Genomic DNA, 18,935 nt, shown 5'->3' on the forward strand with positions numbered 1-18,935 from the left:
AGAGCGGCAGGATCAGGAGGCGAGCTTCGAGCGCAGGGCGGCGAGCGCCGCCGTCGCCCCAGTCCACAGGGTTGGCTCGGGTACGGGGACGAATCGAGGTGAGTGGTTGACGGGCATGGTTCCGGCATCCACGGTCTGGGCAGCGAATCCCCCGAAGAACCAGAACACGCTGGGCACCCCCAGCGCGCCCGGCAGGGTCCCGAAGTCCTCCGAGCCCATCTTGGGCTCCCCCTCCGTGACGCTCCCGGCACCCAGGGTGCCGCGCAGGGTCTCGACGAGCGCCGCCGTCGCCTCCGGGTCATTGACGTTCCGGGGGAAGCGGTAGAGCTCCTCAATCACCGGCTCGGGCGCCCCGGAGGCCTGTGCCTCGGCGGAGATGATGCGCCGGAGGGCGGCCAGCACCGTGGTGCGGACCTCGTCGTCCATGGTGCGCACGTTGAGGGTGAACTCGGCGGAGTCCGGGATGATGTTCTCCTTGAGCCCGGCGTGGAAGGTGCCCACCGTCACCACAGCGGACTCAAGGGCGGAGATCTCCCGGGAGACGATCCCCTGCAGCCGGGTGACGATGTGGGCGCCGAGCACAATGGGGTCGATCGAGTTCTGCGGCTGGGACCCATGGGACTGCTCCCCGCGCAGGGTGACCTTCCACGAGTCCGCGTAGGCCATGGCGGGGCCGCCGACCACCTCGACCGTGCCGGCCAGGCCCGGCATGACGTGCTGGCCGAAGATGATCTCCGGATGTGGGGCACGGTCCCAGAGGCCGTCCTCCACCATCGCCTGCGCCCCGGCGGCGGTCTCCTCACCCGGCTGGAAGATCAACACGACGGTCCCGGACCAGGTCTCTCGCCGCGCGGCCAGCACCTCCGTGGCGGTCATAAGCGCCGCCACGTGGGTGTCATGGCCACAGCCGTGCATCACCGGAACCTCGGTTCCGTCGGCCAGGGTGCCGCGGGCGGTGCTGCGATAGTCGACCGTGGAGTCCTCCTGGATCGGCAGCCCGTCCGTGTCCGCCCGGAACCCGACGACGGGCCCCGCACCGTTGCGCAACACGCCCACCACGCCGGTGTCCCCGCAGCGGAAGTGCTCGATGCCCAGCGTGTCCAGGTGCGCTTCGATGAACGCCGCCGTGGCGTGCTCCTGCATGGACAGCTCCGGGTTCGCGTGCAGATGCCGGTAGAAGGCGAGCATGCGTTGGCGCAGCTCGGCCGGAATCTCCGGGTAGTCGGCGGCGGACGGATCGGGGTGGTTCTGGGACTGCACGGTGGCCTTTCGGAGTGGGGGAGATGTCCAGCAGGGCTGGTCAGGCGGACTCGGGCGTTGCGGGCTCGAAGGGTTCGCGTTTGCGCACGTACCAGCCGATCACGAGGGTGACGATCACGGAGATCGCCGTGGCGGCCATGCCCAGGGCGGGCACCAGGGGAACCAGCACGAACTGCACCAGGGCGGCCACGATCGCGGCCACCGCGGTGGCACGGACCTGCTTCAGGGACACGATGGCCTGGATGATGACCGCACCCAGCACGGCGGGCAGGACGTACACCCGGACCACGTCCGTGACGGATTCCGGGATCACGCTGATGAGCCAGGTGCCGAGGATCCCCACGAACACGAGCAGGGAGAGCAGGTGCACGAAGGCTGCGCCGCAGATGGCCATGACGGCAGCCAGCCCACCGCGGTGCGTCCCCGGCTTAGCGCCGATCCGCGCCTGGGCGATGAGGGCGGAGGGCAGCAGCTTGTTGGAGATGTTGCCGATCATGAACGCCTGGTACATCGAGGCCGGGCCCAGGATCGGGAAATACGTGATCGGCTCGATGATCCAGATGACGAAGAAGGTGCCGGCCACGGCGGCGAAGGCCGTGAAGAGGGCGGTGGCGGTCACGCCGAGGTCCGCGAAGAAGACCAGGTAGAGCGGGCCGGCCAGGGAGAAGACCAGCCCGGCGAGCATGGTCAACCGGCCCCACCGCGAGGTCGTGGCATCGAATTCGGCCATGCTGCCCGGCGACGCGGCGGTGGCGGAGGCGGCACTGGATGGTGTGGTCGTGAATGGTGCGGTCATCAGGACTCCTGGCGATGAAGGGAGGTCAAGGGGGTGTGCGGGCCGGTCGGGCTCAGGCGGCGGGCGCGAGCCCAGCGGACTGGGCGAGGTAGGCGGCGGCGAGGCCGAGCAGGATGGCGATGCCGAGTCCCCACTCGCGCAGCCACCGCATCCCCGGCAGACGGGCCAGCAGCAGGCACACTCCCATCACCAGCGCCGAGGCGGCCAGGGTGATCACGTGCACGGAACTCTTCGGCACCTCGGCGAAGCCGAGGGAGAGGAAGGCCCCGAGCAGGACGGCGGCCGGAACCACGGTCATGAGGGCCGGATTGACCTTGGCCATGCGGTGTTCGCCCTTCTTCAGCAGTGGCGTGAGGATCAGGGTGGAGAGCATCCACATCGCCCCGCCCAGGCTCATGGCGAAGAACATGATGGCGAACGCCTGCTGGTCATAGGAGGGACCGCCCAGCTCGGCGCCGACCGTCCCGGCAGCGATGCTGGCGGCGGCCGTCTCATACTGCACCGATCCGATCAGGCCGATGCGGACCAGGGTGGCCGGGGTGCCGAACAGAGCCAGCAGGGCGACGGCGACGAGGACCACCGCCAGCGAGGGACCGATCGCGGCGATGGCCCCGGTCCGGAACGTGGTCTTCAACTCCTGTTGGCTCAGTCCGGCGGCCGGTGCTGCCTTGCGGGCGGCCATCATGTAGATCACCGATTGGACGGCGATGACCAGGAAGACACCCAGGGCGCAGATCCAGAGGACGGGCATGTTGGCCAGGGCCAACACAGCATTCGGATCCGAGCTCGGGTCGGCGGCCTGGGCGGCGGCCGCGCTTGCTGCTGCGATCATGGCGGTCCTTCGATTCGTGAGTTCGGTTCCAGTTCGGAGCCCGGAAACTGATTGGTGCAGTTGGTCGCTACCATTGTGGTGTGCGCTACATCACTTCACGGACAATCGCAGAAAATTCACACTCTTCGGTCGCTTGGGGCAGATCATGAACAATGCTGCCCGCCTCTTGGACGAAGGCGATCTCCAACTGATCCATGCCCTGCAGATCGGTCCGCGCTTGCTATGGACGGCCTTGGGCGAGATCCTCGGCCAGCATCCGACCTCACTGGCCGCCCGGTGGCGCCGGCTCGAGCGCAGCGGCTCCGCCTGGATCACCGCCCATCCCCTGGGGCACCCGGACCAAATGGCCCTGTCCTTCCATGACGTCCGGTGCCAGCCCGGCCACCGGCGGCACGTCGCGGAGGCCATCGGCAGGATTCCGGAGGTGTTCTCGGTGGAGGAGTGCCACCGGGACCGGGACTTCATGCTGACCGTCATCTCCCCCGATCCAACCCAGCTCACAGAGATCGTCTATCCGCAGCTCGAAGACATTCCCCACCTGTCCGGCTACGAGTCCACCTTCTGTACCCGTCTGCACCGCACCGCGGCCAACTGGGAGCTCGATGCCCTGAGCCCCCTTCAGCGGCGTGCACTCCGTTCGGCCGCCGGCCCGCCGCCGGCACCCGAGGCGCACCCCGGCCCTCCGCCGCCGCACTTCGGCCCCATCCTGCGCGTCCTCGGCCGCGATGGCCGGGCCTCCGCGGCACAGGTCGCCGAGGCCACCGGCCTACACCCGGCCACGGCACGACGCCGGCTCCAGCGGGTGCTGGCCTCGGGCGCCCTGAGCTTTCGCTGCGACGTGTCCCACCGGGCCACGGGCTACCCCGTGATGTGCCAATGGTTCGCCCGGCTCCCGGCCGCCGACCACGATGCGGCAGCCGCCGAACTGGCGGGGCTCGGCGCCCTGCGCCTGTGCGCCTCGACGACGGGCCGCTCCAACTTCATGTTCATGACGTGGCACCGATCGCCCACGGACATCATGGCCCTGGAGCGGCGGGCATCAGAGATGCTACCCCGCCTGGAGATTCGCGAGACCGTCATCATCTCGAACATCCCCAAACGTGCCGGGTGGCGTCTGGACACTGACGGGCGGCGTCAGGAGGAGTTCGTCGAGGTGGGCCACCACTGGGATTGATTCAGCCCCTCAGCAAACCGTCCAGAGGTCGATGATGACCCGGTCGGGCTCGCGGCGGCCGGAGCCGACGACCACGGTGGACTCCAGCCAGGACCAGGCCTCGCCGGCCACCTCGAAGCGGGGCGCGCAGCGGAAGTAGATCCGTTCGGCGGGCACTCGTTCACCGCGGGCCAGGGCGGAGATGTCCGCGGCCGAGCCCGTGCGGTAGGCGGCGTTCATGACGTAGAGCCGGGCGCCGTCGTCGGTCTCGATGACATACCGGGCGTCCAGGTCCGAGGCCGTGTCCGACTGGATGAGCTGGAAGTCCGCCCCACCGGGCAGGACGCGCCCCGTCAGCCCTGGCCCGGTGACGGTGCCGCCGGAGATGGGGATGATCCGGCGCAGGCCGCGGTGGGTCCGTCCGACTTCCACGGGAGCAGTCACCTCCACGGCCACGGTAGCGAGGAACTCGAGCTGGGGCGGGGCGGGCGCAGACGTCATGCACCCCACGGTAGGGGGCGCCCGCGCGGGGCGCCATGCACATCCTCCGTGCATCCGATGCACAGCGAATTCCATTGAGATCCACAATGATCGAGGGCACCATGAGGTGCTATGGATCACAGCACCGTCTCCCAGCCCACCGCCGTCGCGAGCCCCCGGCGCGCCGGCCGGCCCCGGGACCTCGTCGCCGTCAACATCGGCAATGCCCTGGAGTGGTTCGACTGGAACATCTACGCGATCTTCGCGCCGTTCTTCGCCGCCCAGTTCTTCCGCGCCGAGGACCCGGTCTCCAGCCTGCTCTCCACGCTGGCCGTCTTCGCGGTCGGCTTCCTCATGCGCCCGGTGGGCGGGTGGCTGTTCGGCCGGCTGGCGGATGACAAGGGGAGGAAGTTCAGCCTGACCCTGGCCATCCTGCTGGCCTCGTTCGGTTCCCTGCTGATCGCCGTCGCCCCGACCTTTGATGCGATCGGCGTGTGGGCCGGCGTCGTCCTCCTGGTGGCCCGCCTCATCCAGGGCCTGTCGCATGGCGGCGAGACCGGCAGCGCGTTCACCTATCTGGCGGAGATCGCCCCGCAGGACAAGCGCGGCTTCTGGGCCTCCACCCCGTGGCTCGGCGTGGGAGTGGGCACCATGCTCGCCACCGGCGTCGGCGTGCTGCTGACCGCCCTGCTCTCCGAGGCGCAGATGGCCGAGTTCGGCTGGCGCATCCCCTTCGCGATTGCCGCCGTCCTCGGGGTCTACGCCCTCTACATCCGCAAGACCATGAATGAGTCCGAAGTCCATACCGAGCGCAAGGAGCGCGACGAACGCGAGGGCGTGGACTCCCAGTCCCTGCGGGAGGTCTTCTCCGAGCTGGGCCGCGAGTGGAAGCCGTTGCTGCAGATCGTCGGCCTGACGATCTCCGGCGTGGTGGCCTTCTACACCTGGTTCATCTTCGCCCCCGGCTACGCCTCCCGCGAGTTCGGCATGGATCCGAACGCCTCCCTGGTGGCCGGGTTGTGCGGACAGGCCGTGTTCCTGGTGGCCATCCCCGTGATGGGCAGACTCTCCGACCGTTTCGGCCGCAAACCGGTGCTGATGGTCTTCGCGGCCGGATTCGCGCTCGTGGCCTTCCCCCTGGAGTGGATGCTCGGCCCAAGCCCCGTCATGTTGTTCCTGGCCATGGCTGCCGGGTCCGTGCTGCTGGCCGCGAACTGTGCCCCGCTCGGTGCCGTCTTCGCCGAGCTGGTCCCGACCAAGCTGCGGGCCACCCTGATCGGGGTCGGTTACGCCACCTCCGGCGCGATCTTCGGCGGCACGGCACCCTACCTGAACACCTGGCTGTCCAGCATCGGGATGCACGGACTGTTCGTGGGCTACATGATCCTGCTCTGCCTGGTTAGCGTGGTGGTCATCATCAAGATGCCGGAGACCGCCCGCCGCGACCTCCGCTGAACCCGCCGGCACCAGTCCGGCAGGAAGACGGGGACGGGTGCGACTGACACTGCGCCAGCTCGAACACTTCTGCGCTGTGGCCCGGACCGGCAGCATCAGCGCCGCAGCCGCCCAACTGAGGGTGTCCAGGACCTCCGTCACGGAAGCCCTGGACACCCTCGAGCGCATCTCCGGCACCGTGCTGTGCCACCGCAGCAAGGCCGAGGGCGTGGTGCTCACGGCCTCCGGGGAGGACTTCTTCATCCGGGCGCGCTCGGTGCTGGACCAGGCGCTCGACCTTGAGGTGCCCGACGGCGACCGGCAGCTCGGCGGCACCCTCGCCGTCGGCTGTTTCCGGTCTCTGGCACCGACGGTCCTGCCCGCGTTGTGGTCCGAGTTCGCCGCGCGGCATCCCGGCGTCACCGTCTCCGTGACGACCGGGAACCGGGCTGAACTGGTGGAGCAGCTCTCCCTCGGCATTCTGGACGTGGTCCTGGCGTACAACCTCCATGCCCTGCCCGGACTCGGATCCGCACGCCTCTACGACACCACGATGTATGCCCTCTTGCCGGCCGACCACCGTTTCGCCGAGCGGGGACGGGCACCCCTGGCCGAGTTGGCGGCGGAGCCCCTGCTGCTGATGGACGTCTCCCCCAGTTCCGACGACATCCTCTCCTACTTCGCCCACCACGGCGCGGCCCCGAACGTGCGGATGAAGTCCCCGGACTTCGAGCTCATCCGGTCCCTGGTGGCCCGCGGGCTGGGCTATTCGATCTTCATCCAGCGCCCCCGGCACGATGTCTCCTATGAGGGACTGCCGGTGGCCTGCGTCCCCCTGGACCCCGAGCCCCACCTGGAACGGGCGTCCATCGCCTGGTCGGAACGGCGGCGGCTGCCCGCCCCGGGCCGGAGTTTCGTGGACCTGGCCATCGCCCTGGGTCCGCAGGTTGCGCCGGCGCCGTGATGGCGAGGCCGGTCAGGACCCCAGCCGGCCCTCCGGCCGGGGCTCGTTGCTGACCACGGGGGTGGATCCGGTGTCCGAGCCGGAGCGCCGGGGCCGCGCGCCGTCGATGTCCTTCTCCTCGGCATTCCGCTCGGGCGGGCGACCCTCGGAACGCGGTTCGCCCTCCCCCTCGCTCTGCCCCTCGCCACGGCGATCGCCGGCCGAGTTGGTACCCGAGCCTGAGCCTGCGGCCGAGCTGGCGGCCGCCTTCCGAGCAGGCTCCCCGCCGCGCCCCGCTCCCACGGCGGCATGGGCACCGGCGGAACCGGCCGGCGTCGGGACGGGCCGTTGCGTTTCACCGGAGCGCAGGGAGGCGCGCAGGTCGCCGAGGGACATCGCGGAGGTCTGCACGTCCAGTTCGTTACGCCACTGCGGATCCGGCTCGGTCAGGTAGCCGACGGGGGCATGCTCGCCGAAGTGGTCGGCGTCCGCCTCCCGCCAGTCGGCGGCCCAGCCGCGCGGCGGCTCGTTGAGCAGTTCGTCCTCACGCAGCCAGTGGTAGATGGAAGCGTAGGAGCGGGTGTTGAGGTGGTCCACGCGGCGGCGCAGCATGCGGGTGTTCAGTTGGGACGGGTGGTTCAGGCCCATCGACGCCATGATCTGCACGGCCTCGCGGACGGTGAGCTTCTGGTAGTTGTGCACGCGCTTCGACTTGTCCTCCACGTCCAACGCCGGCGTCAGCCGCGGGTCCTGCGTGGCCACGCCCACGGGGCAGTGGTTCGTGTGACACTTCTGGGCCTGGATGCATCCGGTGGCCATCATCATGGCGCGGGCGGACATGGTGAAGTCGGCGCCCTGGATCAGCCGTTTGACGATGTCCGATCCGGTGGCGACCTTGCCGGCGGCGCCCAGCTTGACCATGTGCCGCAGGCCCGTCCCGACCAGGGCGTTGTGAACCAGCATGAGGCCCTCGGTCAGCGGGGTGCCCACATGGTCGGAGTACTCCAGCGGGGCGGCGCCGGTGCCACCCTCAGAGCCGTCCACGATGATGTAGTCCGGAGCGGTCCGCTCCTCCCAGATGGCCTTGCACATGGCCAGCACGTCCGTGCGCGAGCCCACGCAGAACTTGATGCCGACCGGCTTGCCGTCGGAGAGCTCGCGCAGCTGGCCGATGAACCGGACCATCTCCCGGGGAGTACTGAAGGCCGAATGGGAGGCCGGGGAGATGCAGTCGACGCCGACCGGCACCTCGCGCGCCTCGGCGATCTCCGGGGTGACCTTGGGGCCGGGCAGCACGCCACCGAGCCCGGGCTTGGCCCCCTGGGAGAGCTTGATGGTGATGCCCTTGACCTCCGGCAGGGTGGCCTTCTCCGCGAAGCTCTCCGGGTTGAACCGGCCGGCCTCGGTGCGGCAGCCGAAGTAGCCGGAGCCGATCTCCCAGAACAGGTCAGCCCCATTGCCGCGGTGATACTTCGTCAGCCCACCCTCGCCGGTCTCGTGGACGAACCCACCCAGGCCGGCCCCCTTGTTCATGGCCACCACCGCATTCTTGGACAGCGAGCCGAAGGACATGGACGAGATGTTCATCAGGGACAGGTCATAGGGCTGGCGGCAGTCAGGGCCGCCGATCCGCACAGTGGGGATCTTCTCCGGCGGCGCCACGGGGGCCGTGGAGTGCAGGAGGAACTCGTAGCCGATCCGACCGGTGTCCCGCTCGGTGCCGAAGGCCTTGTGGTCATCCGCGCCCTTGGACCGCGAGTACACGATCGAGCGGGTGTCCCGGTCGAATGGCTTTCCGTCGAAGTTCCGCTCGATGAAGTACTGCTGGATCTCCGGACGGATCGACTCCAGCAGGTACCGCATGTGCCCGATCACCGGAAAGTTCCGCAGGATCGCATGCCGCTTCTGGGTCAAGTCCCAGATGGCCAGCCCCACCAGCAGCAGGGCGACCAGGCAGAGGAAGATCCACGCCCAGAACCCGACCAGGTAGGCGATGACCAGGATGAGGACGAGCGTGGTGAGCCCGCCGATGATGAGGAGGCGGTTGTTCATGCCTCCCATCCTGCACCCACGTGACGCAGAACGCACGACGGCGGCGCGCGGCCTCCCCCGTTCAGGTCACCAGAGGTGAGGGGCCGGCTTCCGGGAGCCCGGGAGGGCGACGTTGGTGCGCCACTCGTGCAGCCATTCAGGCAACTCGAGTTCGGCTGGCTTCGGCTGACCGAGCTCCTCGGCGACCGCAGTCAGGATCTCCTCGTTGGACACCGGGCCGTCGGGACCAAGGAGCCGGGTGGCGACATGGGCCCTGACGTAGACCTCGCCGTCCACCACGAAGCGCTGCTCGAACCAGATGGACTTGTCATCCAGGCCGATGATCCGGGTCTCCAAGGTGTAGCGCTGCCACAGGTTCACCGATTTCCGGAAGGCGATCTGTTCGGCCTGCACCACCGGCGACCACTTCTTCTTCCGCATCAGGTCCCAGACACCGGCACGGACCATCAGGTCGAAGCGGCCCAGGTCCATGAGGGAGAAGTACATCCCGTTGTTGACGTGCACCGCGATGTCCACGTCGGTCGGCAGGGCCCTCAGCGGCAGCGAGGAACTGTCCCAGACGCCCAGCTTGGAGCGGCGCCGCGAGGTGATGAGCAACAGCAGGGTACGGAAGATCAGGTGCATGGACTCATCGTGCCAGCAATGTTACTGACAAGTAAACCAAGTCCGACGACCGGTCTGGACATCCGTGTGCTGAACCGGCCTACGCGAAGGCGCTGAACCCGGTGAGGTCGCGCCCGATCAGCAGAGCCTGAACGGACTCCGTGCCCTCGTAGGTATGGATCGCCTCGATATCCGCCTGGTGGCGGATGACCCCGTTCTCGAGCAGGATGCCATTGCCGCCGAGCATGTCCCGGGCCTCGGAGGCGATCAGGCGGGCGGTGCGGGTGTTGTGGTATTTCGCCAGGGAGGCCTGGGTGGGCCGGAGGAGGCCCTCGGACTCGAGGTGTGCCAGGTTCACGCAGTACATCTGCATGGCCACCAGGTGGGAGAGCAACCGGGTCAGCTTCTCCTGGACCATCTGGTGCTGGGCCAGCTTCTTGCCGAACTGCACCCGCTGTTGCGAGTAGGCCAGCGCAGACTCGAAGCAGGCCGTGGCATGGCCGAGCGCGGACCACGCCACGCCGGCGCGGGTGGCATAGAGGACCCTGGAGGTGTCCTTGAACGAGTGCGCGCCGGGCAGCAGGGCCTCCTCGGGCAACTCCACGTCGTCCAGGTGGATCAGAGCCTGGTCGATGGCACGCAACGCACCCTTGCCGGCGATGACCTCGGCCCGGTAGCCCGGGGTCTCCTGCGGGACGAGGAAGCAGCGGACCGCTCCGTGGTCCTCCTCGCCCTCGGAGTCCACGCGCGCCCAGACGAAGGTCACGCCGCCCGAGGCCCCGTTGCCGATCCACTTCTTGGCGCCCCGCAGCACCCAGCCGGCCCCGGTGCGGGTGGCCCGGGTGGCCAGTCCCGAGGAGTCGGAACCGTGGTCCGGTTCGGTCAGCGCAAAGGATCCGAGCACCTCCCCCGAGGCGATGCGCTTCACGTACCGCTCCTGCTGCTCCTGACTGCCGAAGTACACGAGGGTGCGCAAGGCGAGCCCACCCTGGACCGCCAGCACGGTGCCCAGGGAGCCGTCCACGCGGGAGAGCTCCATGTTGACCAGGCCGGTGGCCAGCGGGGAGAACTGCTCCAGGTCCGGATGGGTTAGCCCGTCGTTGAACAGCTGGTGACGCCCGAGGCTGGTGGCCGCCTCGATCGGGTATTCATGACGGTCCCAGCCCTCAGCCATCTGATCGGCGACGGCGGCGGCAGCCTTGCGCGTCCGCTCCCAGATCTCGCGGTCCGCGGCGGGGATGGCCCGGAAGGCGCCGTAGTAGTCGATGTCCAGCGGGCTGGTGACGTCATAGGCGGGTTCGGTGGCGCCGGGGAACGGTGATCCGGCGGCGTCGGGCGCACGCTCGGTGCGGGCAGGGATCTCAGTCATCCCCTCAGCATAGGTGGGACTGCGTGTCAGAACTAGTGGCACTCAATTTCAACTGGAGGCGTTCGACTCCAGCGCCTGGCGGACTCGGCGCAGCACCTCGCCCGAGGGCATCGTCGTGGGAAAGCTGGCGACCACCACCTGGCCGGGCACGAGGGCGGGGTCCGGAACCCGGCCGGAGTCGTCGGCGAGGTCCGCACCCGCTGCCGCGCCGGCGTCGTCCGCGGGGTGCGGTGCATGCCCCGGACCGGCCCCCGTCTCGGCATCCGCCGGGGAACCCACCCCGAAACGCAGCCGGACCATGGCCAGCGCCCGGTCCAGCGCCTCCGCATAGCGCGCCGTGAGCTGGGCGGCCGCTTCCCTGTCACCGTGGCCACCGCTGTCACCGTTGCTGGCAGTGCCCCCGCTGCCCTCCATATCCCCACTGTCACCATTGCCCCCGTCGCCACCGCTGCGGACGGCCTGGCGCAGGAAGTGGTTGTGGGTGGCCGTGACGAGGGCGGCGAACCCGATGGCGTCCACGGGCTCGAGGCCGGGCACGGTCCGGCGCAGATGCCCGGAGAAGAGCTGCTCGTAGCGGCGTTCCGTGACGATCTCGCGGTCGCGCAGGGCCTGCACCCCGCCGACCACGGCATACCGGCGGCGCGCCAACTCCAGGTCCTCGGACAGGTGCGCGAAGACCCGCTCCGAGGCGGCGCACACGGTGGTCCAGGGATCGCTCGGCTGCTCGTCCATCCACGCGGCGAGCTCCTCGATCAGGTGCGGGTGGTCCGCGAAGACTGCATCTTCCTTGCCGCCGACCTGACGGAAGTAGGTGGAACGGGACAGCCCGGCGGCGCGTGCCAGGTCGTCCACGCTGGTGGCCTCGAAGCCCCGCTCGCTGAAGAGTTCCACGGCGGCCTCGACCACCAGGGATCGAACCTCGACGGATCGGGACTGCGCAGGTTCCAGAGTCATGCGCCCGACTCTATCCAGCGTCGAACAACCGGCAGAGCCGGTGGTCCGCGAGCTGGGCGGGAGTGTCGACGTGGTCGCAGGACGAACCGTCTACGAATGCCGGTTTACTACTATGCCAGCAGTTGGTTAATCGTGAACGAAAGTCAATGACTTTGATCATCAGTCCTTGTGGGCTCAACGGACGCCCGGTACGCACTCTGCGCCGCCGCGTTCGAAAGTTGAGTGCTCAGTTCCGACATCATTTCCACCACGATCGTGATCAGTTCGAGGACACCGTTGGGATCCGGCACTGACTCACCACCATGCGCGATGTCATTCCTAGCGTCGCAGAGACGAACATCAATCAGATGCTGGCGAGTCTCGAACGGCGCTATGTCTAAGCCGAGAGCCGCTAAAATCCCGGCAAATCTCTTGTACCGCAGATTTGATCCCGTATCGACAACGCCCCGCTTCGGGAGTTGCGCTCGCTGACTCTCCAGTTTCGACAGGTCGCCGAGGAACGACTTCGCAAACTCCATATCCACGACCATACGTTCGAGCTTTGGCCGCATAGCGGTAACCACAAGCTCACTCCGAAGTTCGCCGTATTTGAGTCTCCGCTTTGCAACGTAGTCGAGGTATGCTTGCAGCACTTGCTTGCTATATCCTTCCCAGTGCGCATAGAGAAGTGCCACGGAGGAACGCAGGATCATTCGCGAATATGGCCGATGAAGCTGGTCCGGATTCAATCGCTGAACTTCAGTCCGCATCGCTTCAATTTCCATGCGACGCCAGCTGAAGGCTTGATCGAGGCCGTCCGCAAAAGCTTCCGTCGTTTGAGCGGCCATCTCAGGCGAAGTAGCCGCGACCGAAGTGAACGAGCCGCGGCATGCGTCGACGGGCGCTCACCCCTGTTCCACTGTTGTCACGGAAGTACTCTTCTCCCCACATCGCCTTGATTCTGCCCGCCAGCTCCTCAGGCTCTCGCCCCTTCCACAATCCGTACGATTGCGCGAGACCGGAGACGATCGATTCGAATGCAGAAATCGAGAAGGCACCGAGGAATCGGTTCTTATCGGAGTCAAAACGGCGGAATGCATCTTCTCCTAGCGCTGTATCAAGCAATTTGAAGACATCATTGAAAGCTTTTTCATGTGCACTAAGATCGAATTTTTTAGACTCGGCCGATTCTCTCATCCAGGATGTGAGATACTCGCCAAACTCCTGTTGGAGTTCACCTTTGCCTCCGTCAAAATCCTTATACAGATGGAATCGAAGTACGAGCTCCTGTCGAAACCCTTCGTCTTCTTTTCGGCTAGTCAAAGGGACGGTATTCTTGAACTTATCATTTGTGCTCAGTTGGACGAGCCACCTGTACATCGACGCATTTAGCATAACCAACAAACAATCGCGAGCTTCTTGAGCCGAAAGCTCGGTGCCAGAGTTCAGGCGCTGAAAAAGATCATACTTGGCGTCCTTATCACTTTCTTTTTTGATGATGCGGAAGTCGAGCTTTGCCCTCTTGAAGTCCCGCCGCTGGACCTCATCGAAAGAAAGCACCCCTTCTTGGTCATTCTCCCAGACATATCCTCCCAACGACGGCAGGTACTCCGTCGACCTGAGAGGCTCGGCTTCAACCTGCTCGCCGTCCTCACTCAAGTAAACTCCGACGAACTGCAGGAGTGTCGACAGCCGCTGGACGCCGTCGATTACATCCCAAACTCCATCCGGACGTTGCGAAACAAAGATCGTTGGAACGGGAATACCGAGGAGAATTGACTCAATCAGTCGGGCCTTCTGTTCCTCTGACCAGCGAAAGATGCGCTGAAACTCGGGGTGTACATCGAGGTCACCGTCCTTGTACAGAGACATCATCTCGCCGATGGACATCGAGTACCCATCAGTCTTAATCTCGCGGGAGCGTTTTTCGATCTCTTCAATGAGGGCCATAGGTCGATGCTAAGGCAGGAGTCAATCATTTAACCGTTGTTGGCTGGTCGATATCCTCCGTCTAAGCCGAGCCCTGTCGCTTCGCCAACTCATGACTCGCGGGTAGACGGTGCGGATTCGACCTCCAGTTGCCCAGCAGTTGCCCAGTTGCCAGGAGTGGGTCAGAGCAGGTGGTCGGTCAGGTGGTCCGGGGTGCCGAAGCGGTGGGCCGTGATCGAGATGGCCTGCTCATGCACGAAGGGCAGCAGCTCCACATCTCCGGCCGAGACCACGGGATTCGCATAGACGGCCACGTCCGGCGAACCGTCGAGGGCCTCATGCAGGGCCAGCACGGCCGCACGGGACGCCTCGGCCCCTGCCCCAACTCCGGTCCGGGAGCGGGACCCGGCTCCTGAGCCGGGCTCGCTCCAGTCCAGCACGAGGCGAATGCGCGGATCCCCGCCGGAGGGCGCGGACGGCGGCAGCTGGGTCAGCTGCGCGGCCCGGGCGTGGAACGCCGCAGTGTCCTCCACCCGCACCTCCACCTGCGGATCGCCCGCCAAGACCTGCCCGACGCCGGCCGGCAGCCCCTCCGCCACGCTCACCGTGAGCGGTGCCCCGGCCCGGCGGCCGGCCAAGATCACGCGCAGCAGGTGCACCAGCGGGCCGGACTCCCAGCGGATGGTCACCGGGACCGGGCGGTGGCGCAGCACGTTGCGCTCCGCCATCAGTCCGGAGATGTCCGTGGCCACGCCGAAGCCCTCGTTCCACGCCTGCTCGTCCAGGGCAGCGGCGCCGGCCAGCCATGCGCGGTCCTCGGCCTCCAGACCCGCGGCCTCGGCCAGTCGCTGGACGGACCCCGCCGGGGCGGAGACGGCTCCTGGCGAGGCGGAGACGGCGTCGGCCCACAACGAGCCTGCCGAGCCACCCTGATTATCGCTGTGGCCAGGCAGGATGGCTGTGGCCGGGGAAGCGGCGACCGGAGCGTCCGTCCAGGACCCCAGTCCATGCAGGTAGTGCGGGCCACCGGCCTTGGTGCCGGCGCCGACGGCGGAGCGCTTCCAGCCACCGAAGGGTTGGCGGCGGACGATCGCGCCGGTGATGCCGCGGTTGACGTAGAGGTTGCCGGCGTTCACCGTCTCCAGCCAGATCCCGATCTCGTCCGGGTCCAGGGAGTGGATGCCGGAGGTCAGGCCGTAGTCCACGGCATTGACGAGCTCGATGGCGTCCTCGAGCGTCTCCGCGGTCATCACGCCGAGCACGGGCCCGAAGTACTCGGTGAGATGCGCGTCCGAGCCTGGGCGGACCCCGGCACGGATGCCAGGGCTCCAGAGCCGGCCGGTCCCGTCCAGCTGACGCGGTTCCAGCGCCCAGGTCTCTCCGGTGCCCAGCTCGGTCAGGCCCCGCTGCAGTTTCTCGCCCGGGACCTCGATCACGGGGCCCATCTGCGAGCGCGGATCCTCCGGGTAGCCCACGGTCAGGGAGTTCGCGGCGTCCACCAACTGGCGGTGGAAGCGCGGAGAGGTGGCCACGGAGCCGACGAGGATCACCAGGGAGGACGCCGAGCACTTCTGCCCGGCATGGCCGAACGCGGAGGTCACCACGTCCTTGGCGGCCAGGTCCAGGTCGGCACTTGGGGTCACGATGACCGCGTTCTTGCCGGAGGTCTCGGCGAGCAGCGGCAGGTCCGGGCGGACGGAACGGAACAGCTTCGCCGTCTCATAGCCGCCGGTCAGGATGACCCGTTCCACGTCCGGGTGCGCGATGAGTCCCTCACCGAGTTCGGCCTCCTGCTCCGGGTCGATGCTGATGAAGCTCACCACGTCCGAGGCGAGCGACTCGGCCTCGTCGGCACTGACGCCGTCCAGCGCGGTGAGCCCGGCCACGAGGCCTTCACGAATGGATTCAAAGACGACGGCCCCGGTTCGGACCGACTGCGGGGCCGGCTTGAACACCACGGGCGCCCCGGAGGCCAGCCCGGCGAGCACGCCGCCCGTCGGGATGGCCACGGGGAAGTTCCACGGGGGGATGACGAGCACGAGCTTGGACGGGTGGAACTGGGCGCCGGGCATCTCGTCGAGGCCGCGGGCCAGCCGGCCGTAGTACCGCGCGAAGTCGATGGCCTCGGAGACCTCCGGATCACCCTGGTCCAGCGTCTTGCCGGTCTCGGCGGCCGCCACCTCGAGCAGGTCCGCTCGGTGCGCCTCGAGGGAATCGGCCACGGCGCCCAGCACGCGCTCCCGCTCGGCTCCGGTCAGGCTCGCCCAGGCCTCGCCCGCCGCAACGGCCTTCCCGACGGCGGCCTGCACCTGCTCCGGTGAGGTCACCGTGGCGGCGGCCACGGTTTCGGTGCCGAGCGTGGATCCCGGGATGTTGGCGGTGATGGACTGCCCCCAGTCGCGGTTTGCCGCGAGCGACGGGTCGGTGTCCGGGGTGTTGGCGAAGCCGTCCACGGGCTCCGGCACCGGGCCGCGCGCCACGTCGAGAGCCGCAGCCTGCCGGTTCTGAGTGCGGGCCGGCGTCGGGATGGCGGTGTCCAGGTCCTCGAGCGAGGCCACGAAGCGGTCCTGCTCACGGGCGAAGAGTGCCGGATCCGTGTCCAGTTCGAAGACGGCGGACATGAAGTTCTCCTGGCTGGCCCCCTCCTCGAGGCGGCGGATCAGGTAGGAGATGGCCACGTCGAACTCGTGCGGGTGGACCACCGGCGTGTAGAGCAGCAGCGAGCCGACGTCCTGGCGGACGGCCTCGGCCTGACCGGTGGCCATGCCCAGCAGCATCTCGAACTCGACGTCCGGGCTGCGGCCACCCTGCTCCCACTGCGTGGTGAGCCCGCGTTCCTGCACCAGCAGCCAGGCCAGCGCGATGTCGAACAGGTTGTGCCCGGCCACGCCGATCCGCACGTTGCGGGTGTGCTCGGGCGTGAGGGCGTAGTTCAGGACGCGCTTGTAGTTGGTATCGGCGGCCTGCTTGGAGGGCACCGTGGCGGCGGGCCAGCCGGTGACGGAGGCCTGGACCTGCTCCATGGGCAAGTTGGCGCCCTTGACCACGCGGACCTTGAGCGGGGCACCGCCGGCGGCCACACGGCGTGCGGCGAACTCCTGCAGGCGGATCATGGCATCGAGGGCGTCCGGCAGGTAGGCCTGCAGCACGATCCCGGCCTCGAGGTCCTGGAGCGCGGGATTGTCCATCAGGCGCATGAACACGGCCAGGGTCATGTCGAGGTCGTGGTATTCCTCCATGTCCAGGTTGATGAACGTGGGGCCGGTGCCGGTGGGTCCATCGGCAGCACCCTGGGAGGCGGCGAGCTCGTAGAGCGGCAGGAGGTGCGCGGTGACCTCCTCGACCGCCTCGTTGAACGCCCAGGCGCTGTGCGGGGCGGTGGCGGCGGAGACCTTGACGGAGACGTAGTCCACGTCGTCCCGCTCGATCAGGGTGCGGATGCCGTCCATCCGGCGGTCGGCCTCCCGCTGGCCGAGGATGGCCTCGCCGAGCAGGTTGATGTTCAGGCGGATGCCCTCGGTCTGCAGCTTGGCGATGGCCGGCCCAAGCTTGGCGTCCGTGGCGTCCACGATCAGGTGGGAGACGAGCTCGCGCAGCACCTTGCGGGCCGCCGGCACAGCGATCGGGGCCACAGCGGGGGCCAGCCGGCCACCCAGGTTCATGGCCGACTTCATGTACCAGGGCAGGAAGCCGGGCGTCTGGGGTGCCAGGTCCGCGAGTGCCTCCGCCGCGATCCGGTGGTCCTCGGGGCGCACCACCCGGTCCACGAAGCCCACCGTGAAGTCCAGCCCCGCCGGGTCCTTCAGTACGCCCGCCAGCTGCTTGGCCGAGAAGTTCGAGGGGTGCTTCCGGGCCTCCCGGAGCCAGGTCCGGACCTGCTCGACGGCGGCCGGGGCCAGTGCGCGCAATTCCTCGGGATCCGGGATAGCTGGGTTTGCGGGTTGGGCGGAGCGATCAACGGGGTGGGACGTCATGCTGTCATTGTTCTCCCTCGCACTGTGCGTGACTAGCGAACGTTTCCGCGGAGTATTGTTCGGTTGATCCGAACTGTTTCTGGGGCGTGCCGGTGGCCTCCGGCCCTTGCACCCTCCTCCCACCCGATCCGATCCCTCGTGAAAGGCCTGAGTCATGTTGGACGTCCGCCGTCTCGTCCTGCTGCGCGAGCTGTCCATCCGGGGCACGATCTCCGCGGTGGCCCGGGCCATGAACCTGGCCCCGTCCTCCGTCTCTGAGCAGTTGTCCCTGCTGGAGCGGGAGACCAAGACCGAGTTGTTGCGCCGAGTCGGGCGGAACGTGCAGCTCACGGAAGCGGCGATGGCCCTCGTGGAACGGGTGGAGCCGATCCTCGGTGCCCTCGAGGAAGCCGAGACAGCTCTCATCTCAGCCGGATCGGCCGGTGGCGCCATCAGTGGGCGCGTGCGCCTGGCAGTGTTCCAGTCCGCGGCCCTCGTCCTGATCCCGCCGGCCCTGTCCCTGCTGCGTGAGCGCCATCCCGCTCTGCGGCTGGAGATGGTCCAGTACGAGCCGGAGCGCGCGCTGCATGAGACGTGGGCCCGGGACTTCGACGTGGTGGTCGCCGAACAGTATCCCGGACATTCGGCACCGCACTGGCCGGGTCTGGACCGCCGCCAGTTGGTGAAGGACGAGCTGCAACTGGCCGTTCCGGCCGCGCTCACGATCGACGGCCAGCCCCTGCCGGCCGGGGAGGAACTGGCTACCCTGCTGCAGCACCGGCCGTTGCCCTGGGTCATGGAGCCACGGGGCACGGCCACCCGGCACTGGGCCGAGCAGCTGATCCGGTCTGCCGGCCACGAGCCGGACGTCCGCTTCGTCTCGGCGGACCTGCAGTCCCACGTGAAGCTCGTCGAGTCCGGCAATGCCGTGGCACTGCTGCCCGGCCTGACCCTGGTGGACCACCCTCAGCGGCTACGCCGGATCTCCCTGCCCGGACGGCCGTTGCGCACCGTCTTCACGTCCATCCGGTCCTCGTCGGCTCGGTCTCCGGCCGTCGTCGCCGTCCGTGCCGCCCTGGAGGAGGCGGCACAGCCGCTGGATGCCGGGAAGGCCGCAGATATCGAACCCGGCGGATAACGAACAGGTCGCGACCGGCGCGGAACGGGGCCGGGGGGTTGCGTACTCGCATAGCATGGG

Annotated in this window: 15 protein-coding genes; 4 read left to right on the forward strand and 11 right to left on the reverse strand. The window is 67.9% G+C overall.

Annotated elements, in window-relative coordinates; genetic code table 11:
• Nucleotides 1–12: 12 nt before the first annotated feature.
• The 3 genes from C8E99_RS09785 to C8E99_RS09795 all read right to left on the reverse strand — a co-directional run bounded on the left by C8E99_RS09785 (nt 13) and on the right by C8E99_RS09795 (nt 2,888).
• Nucleotides 13–1,188: an amidohydrolase gene (locus C8E99_RS09785; RefSeq protein ID WP_115933384.1), complete on the reverse strand. Its 1,176-nt coding sequence runs from the start codon at nt 1,186–1,188 to the stop codon at nt 13–15.
• 112 nt (nt 1,189–1,300) lie between these two features.
• A complete protein-coding gene (locus C8E99_RS09790) occupies nt 1,301–2,056 on the reverse strand; it encodes a hypothetical protein (RefSeq protein WP_211309016.1) in 756 nt (251 codons plus the stop codon).
• Nucleotides 2,057–2,108: 52 nt separating this feature from the next.
• A complete protein-coding gene (locus tag C8E99_RS09795) occupies nt 2,109–2,888 on the reverse strand; it encodes a DUF5058 family protein (protein WP_115932131.1) in 780 nt (259 codons plus the stop codon).
• A gap of 145 nt (nt 2,889–3,033) precedes the next feature.
• Between C8E99_RS09795 and C8E99_RS09800 the strand changes: the two genes are divergently transcribed.
• Nucleotides 3,034–4,062: an Lrp/AsnC family transcriptional regulator gene (locus C8E99_RS09800; RefSeq protein WP_115933386.1), complete on the forward strand. Its 1,029-nt coding sequence runs from the start codon at nt 3,034–3,036 to the stop codon at nt 4,060–4,062.
• Nucleotides 4,063–4,071: 9 nt separating this feature from the next.
• Here the strand turns inward: C8E99_RS09800 and C8E99_RS09805 are convergent, their stop codons facing one another.
• Nucleotides 4,072–4,542 (reverse strand): DUF3237 domain-containing protein, encoded by a 471-nt coding sequence (locus C8E99_RS09805; protein WP_115932132.1) that lies wholly within the window; start codon nt 4,540–4,542, stop codon nt 4,072–4,074.
• 111 nt (nt 4,543–4,653) lie between these two features.
• On the opposite strand from C8E99_RS09805, the gene C8E99_RS09810 reads away from it, so the two are divergent.
• Both C8E99_RS09810 and C8E99_RS09815 read left to right on the forward strand, forming a co-directional pair.
• Nucleotides 4,654–5,976 (forward strand): MFS transporter, encoded by a 1,323-nt coding sequence (locus tag C8E99_RS09810; RefSeq protein ID WP_115932133.1) that lies wholly within the window; start codon nt 4,654–4,656, stop codon nt 5,974–5,976.
• 37 nt (nt 5,977–6,013) lie between these two features.
• Entirely contained in the window at nt 6,014–6,919 is a 906-nt protein-coding gene (locus C8E99_RS09815; protein WP_115932134.1) for a LysR substrate-binding domain-containing protein, read from the forward strand.
• 12 nt (nt 6,920–6,931) lie between these two features.
• Here C8E99_RS09815 and C8E99_RS09820 read toward each other — a convergent pair whose 3' ends face one another.
• From C8E99_RS09820 to C8E99_RS09850, 7 genes are all read right to left on the reverse strand, one after another.
• The gene (locus C8E99_RS09820) at nt 6,932–8,950 is read right to left on the reverse strand and encodes an FMN-binding glutamate synthase family protein (protein ID WP_115932135.1); all 2,019 of its coding nucleotides are present in this window, start codon (nt 8,948–8,950) and stop codon (nt 6,932–6,934) included.
• 66 nt (nt 8,951–9,016) lie between these two features.
• Nucleotides 9,017–9,574, reverse strand: a complete 558-nt coding sequence (locus C8E99_RS09825; RefSeq protein WP_115932136.1) for an acyl-CoA thioesterase — start codon at nt 9,572–9,574, stop codon at nt 9,017–9,019.
• A 79-nt stretch (nt 9,575–9,653) separates the two neighbouring features.
• A complete protein-coding gene (locus C8E99_RS09830) occupies nt 9,654–10,922 on the reverse strand; it encodes an acyl-CoA dehydrogenase family protein (RefSeq protein WP_115932137.1) in 1,269 nt (422 codons plus the stop codon).
• A 48-nt stretch (nt 10,923–10,970) separates the two neighbouring features.
• Nucleotides 10,971–11,876 carry a TetR/AcrR family transcriptional regulator gene (locus C8E99_RS16030; RefSeq protein ID WP_211309017.1) on the reverse strand — a complete coding sequence of 302 codons (906 nt, stop codon included), beginning with the start codon at nt 11,874–11,876 and terminating at the stop codon, nt 10,971–10,973.
• Between the two features lie 143 nt (nt 11,877–12,019).
• Nucleotides 12,020–12,703 (reverse strand): MAE_28990/MAE_18760 family HEPN-like nuclease, encoded by a 684-nt coding sequence (locus tag C8E99_RS09840; RefSeq protein ID WP_147301217.1) that lies wholly within the window; start codon nt 12,701–12,703, stop codon nt 12,020–12,022.
• Nucleotide 12,704: 1 nt separating this feature from the next.
• A complete protein-coding gene (locus C8E99_RS09845) occupies nt 12,705–13,805 on the reverse strand; it encodes a GmrSD restriction endonuclease domain-containing protein (protein ID WP_115932139.1) in 1,101 nt (366 codons plus the stop codon).
• 161 nt (nt 13,806–13,966) lie between these two features.
• Nucleotides 13,967–17,758 carry a proline dehydrogenase family protein gene (locus C8E99_RS09850; protein WP_115932140.1) on the reverse strand — a complete coding sequence of 1,264 codons (3,792 nt, stop codon included), beginning with the start codon at nt 17,756–17,758 and terminating at the stop codon, nt 13,967–13,969.
• A 154-nt stretch (nt 17,759–17,912) separates the two neighbouring features.
• Here C8E99_RS09850 and C8E99_RS09855 point away from each other — a divergent pair, with 154 nt between their 5' ends.
• Complete coding sequence (locus C8E99_RS09855) at nt 17,913–18,875, forward strand: LysR family transcriptional regulator (protein WP_115932141.1); 963 nt, start codon at nt 17,913–17,915, stop codon at nt 18,873–18,875.
• Nucleotides 18,876–18,935 lie beyond the last annotated feature (60 nt).

The sequence above is a fragment of the Citricoccus muralis genome (genome assembly GCF_003386075.1).
In the GTDB taxonomy this organism is placed as follows: domain Bacteria; phylum Actinomycetota; class Actinomycetes; order Actinomycetales; family Micrococcaceae; genus Citricoccus; species Citricoccus muralis.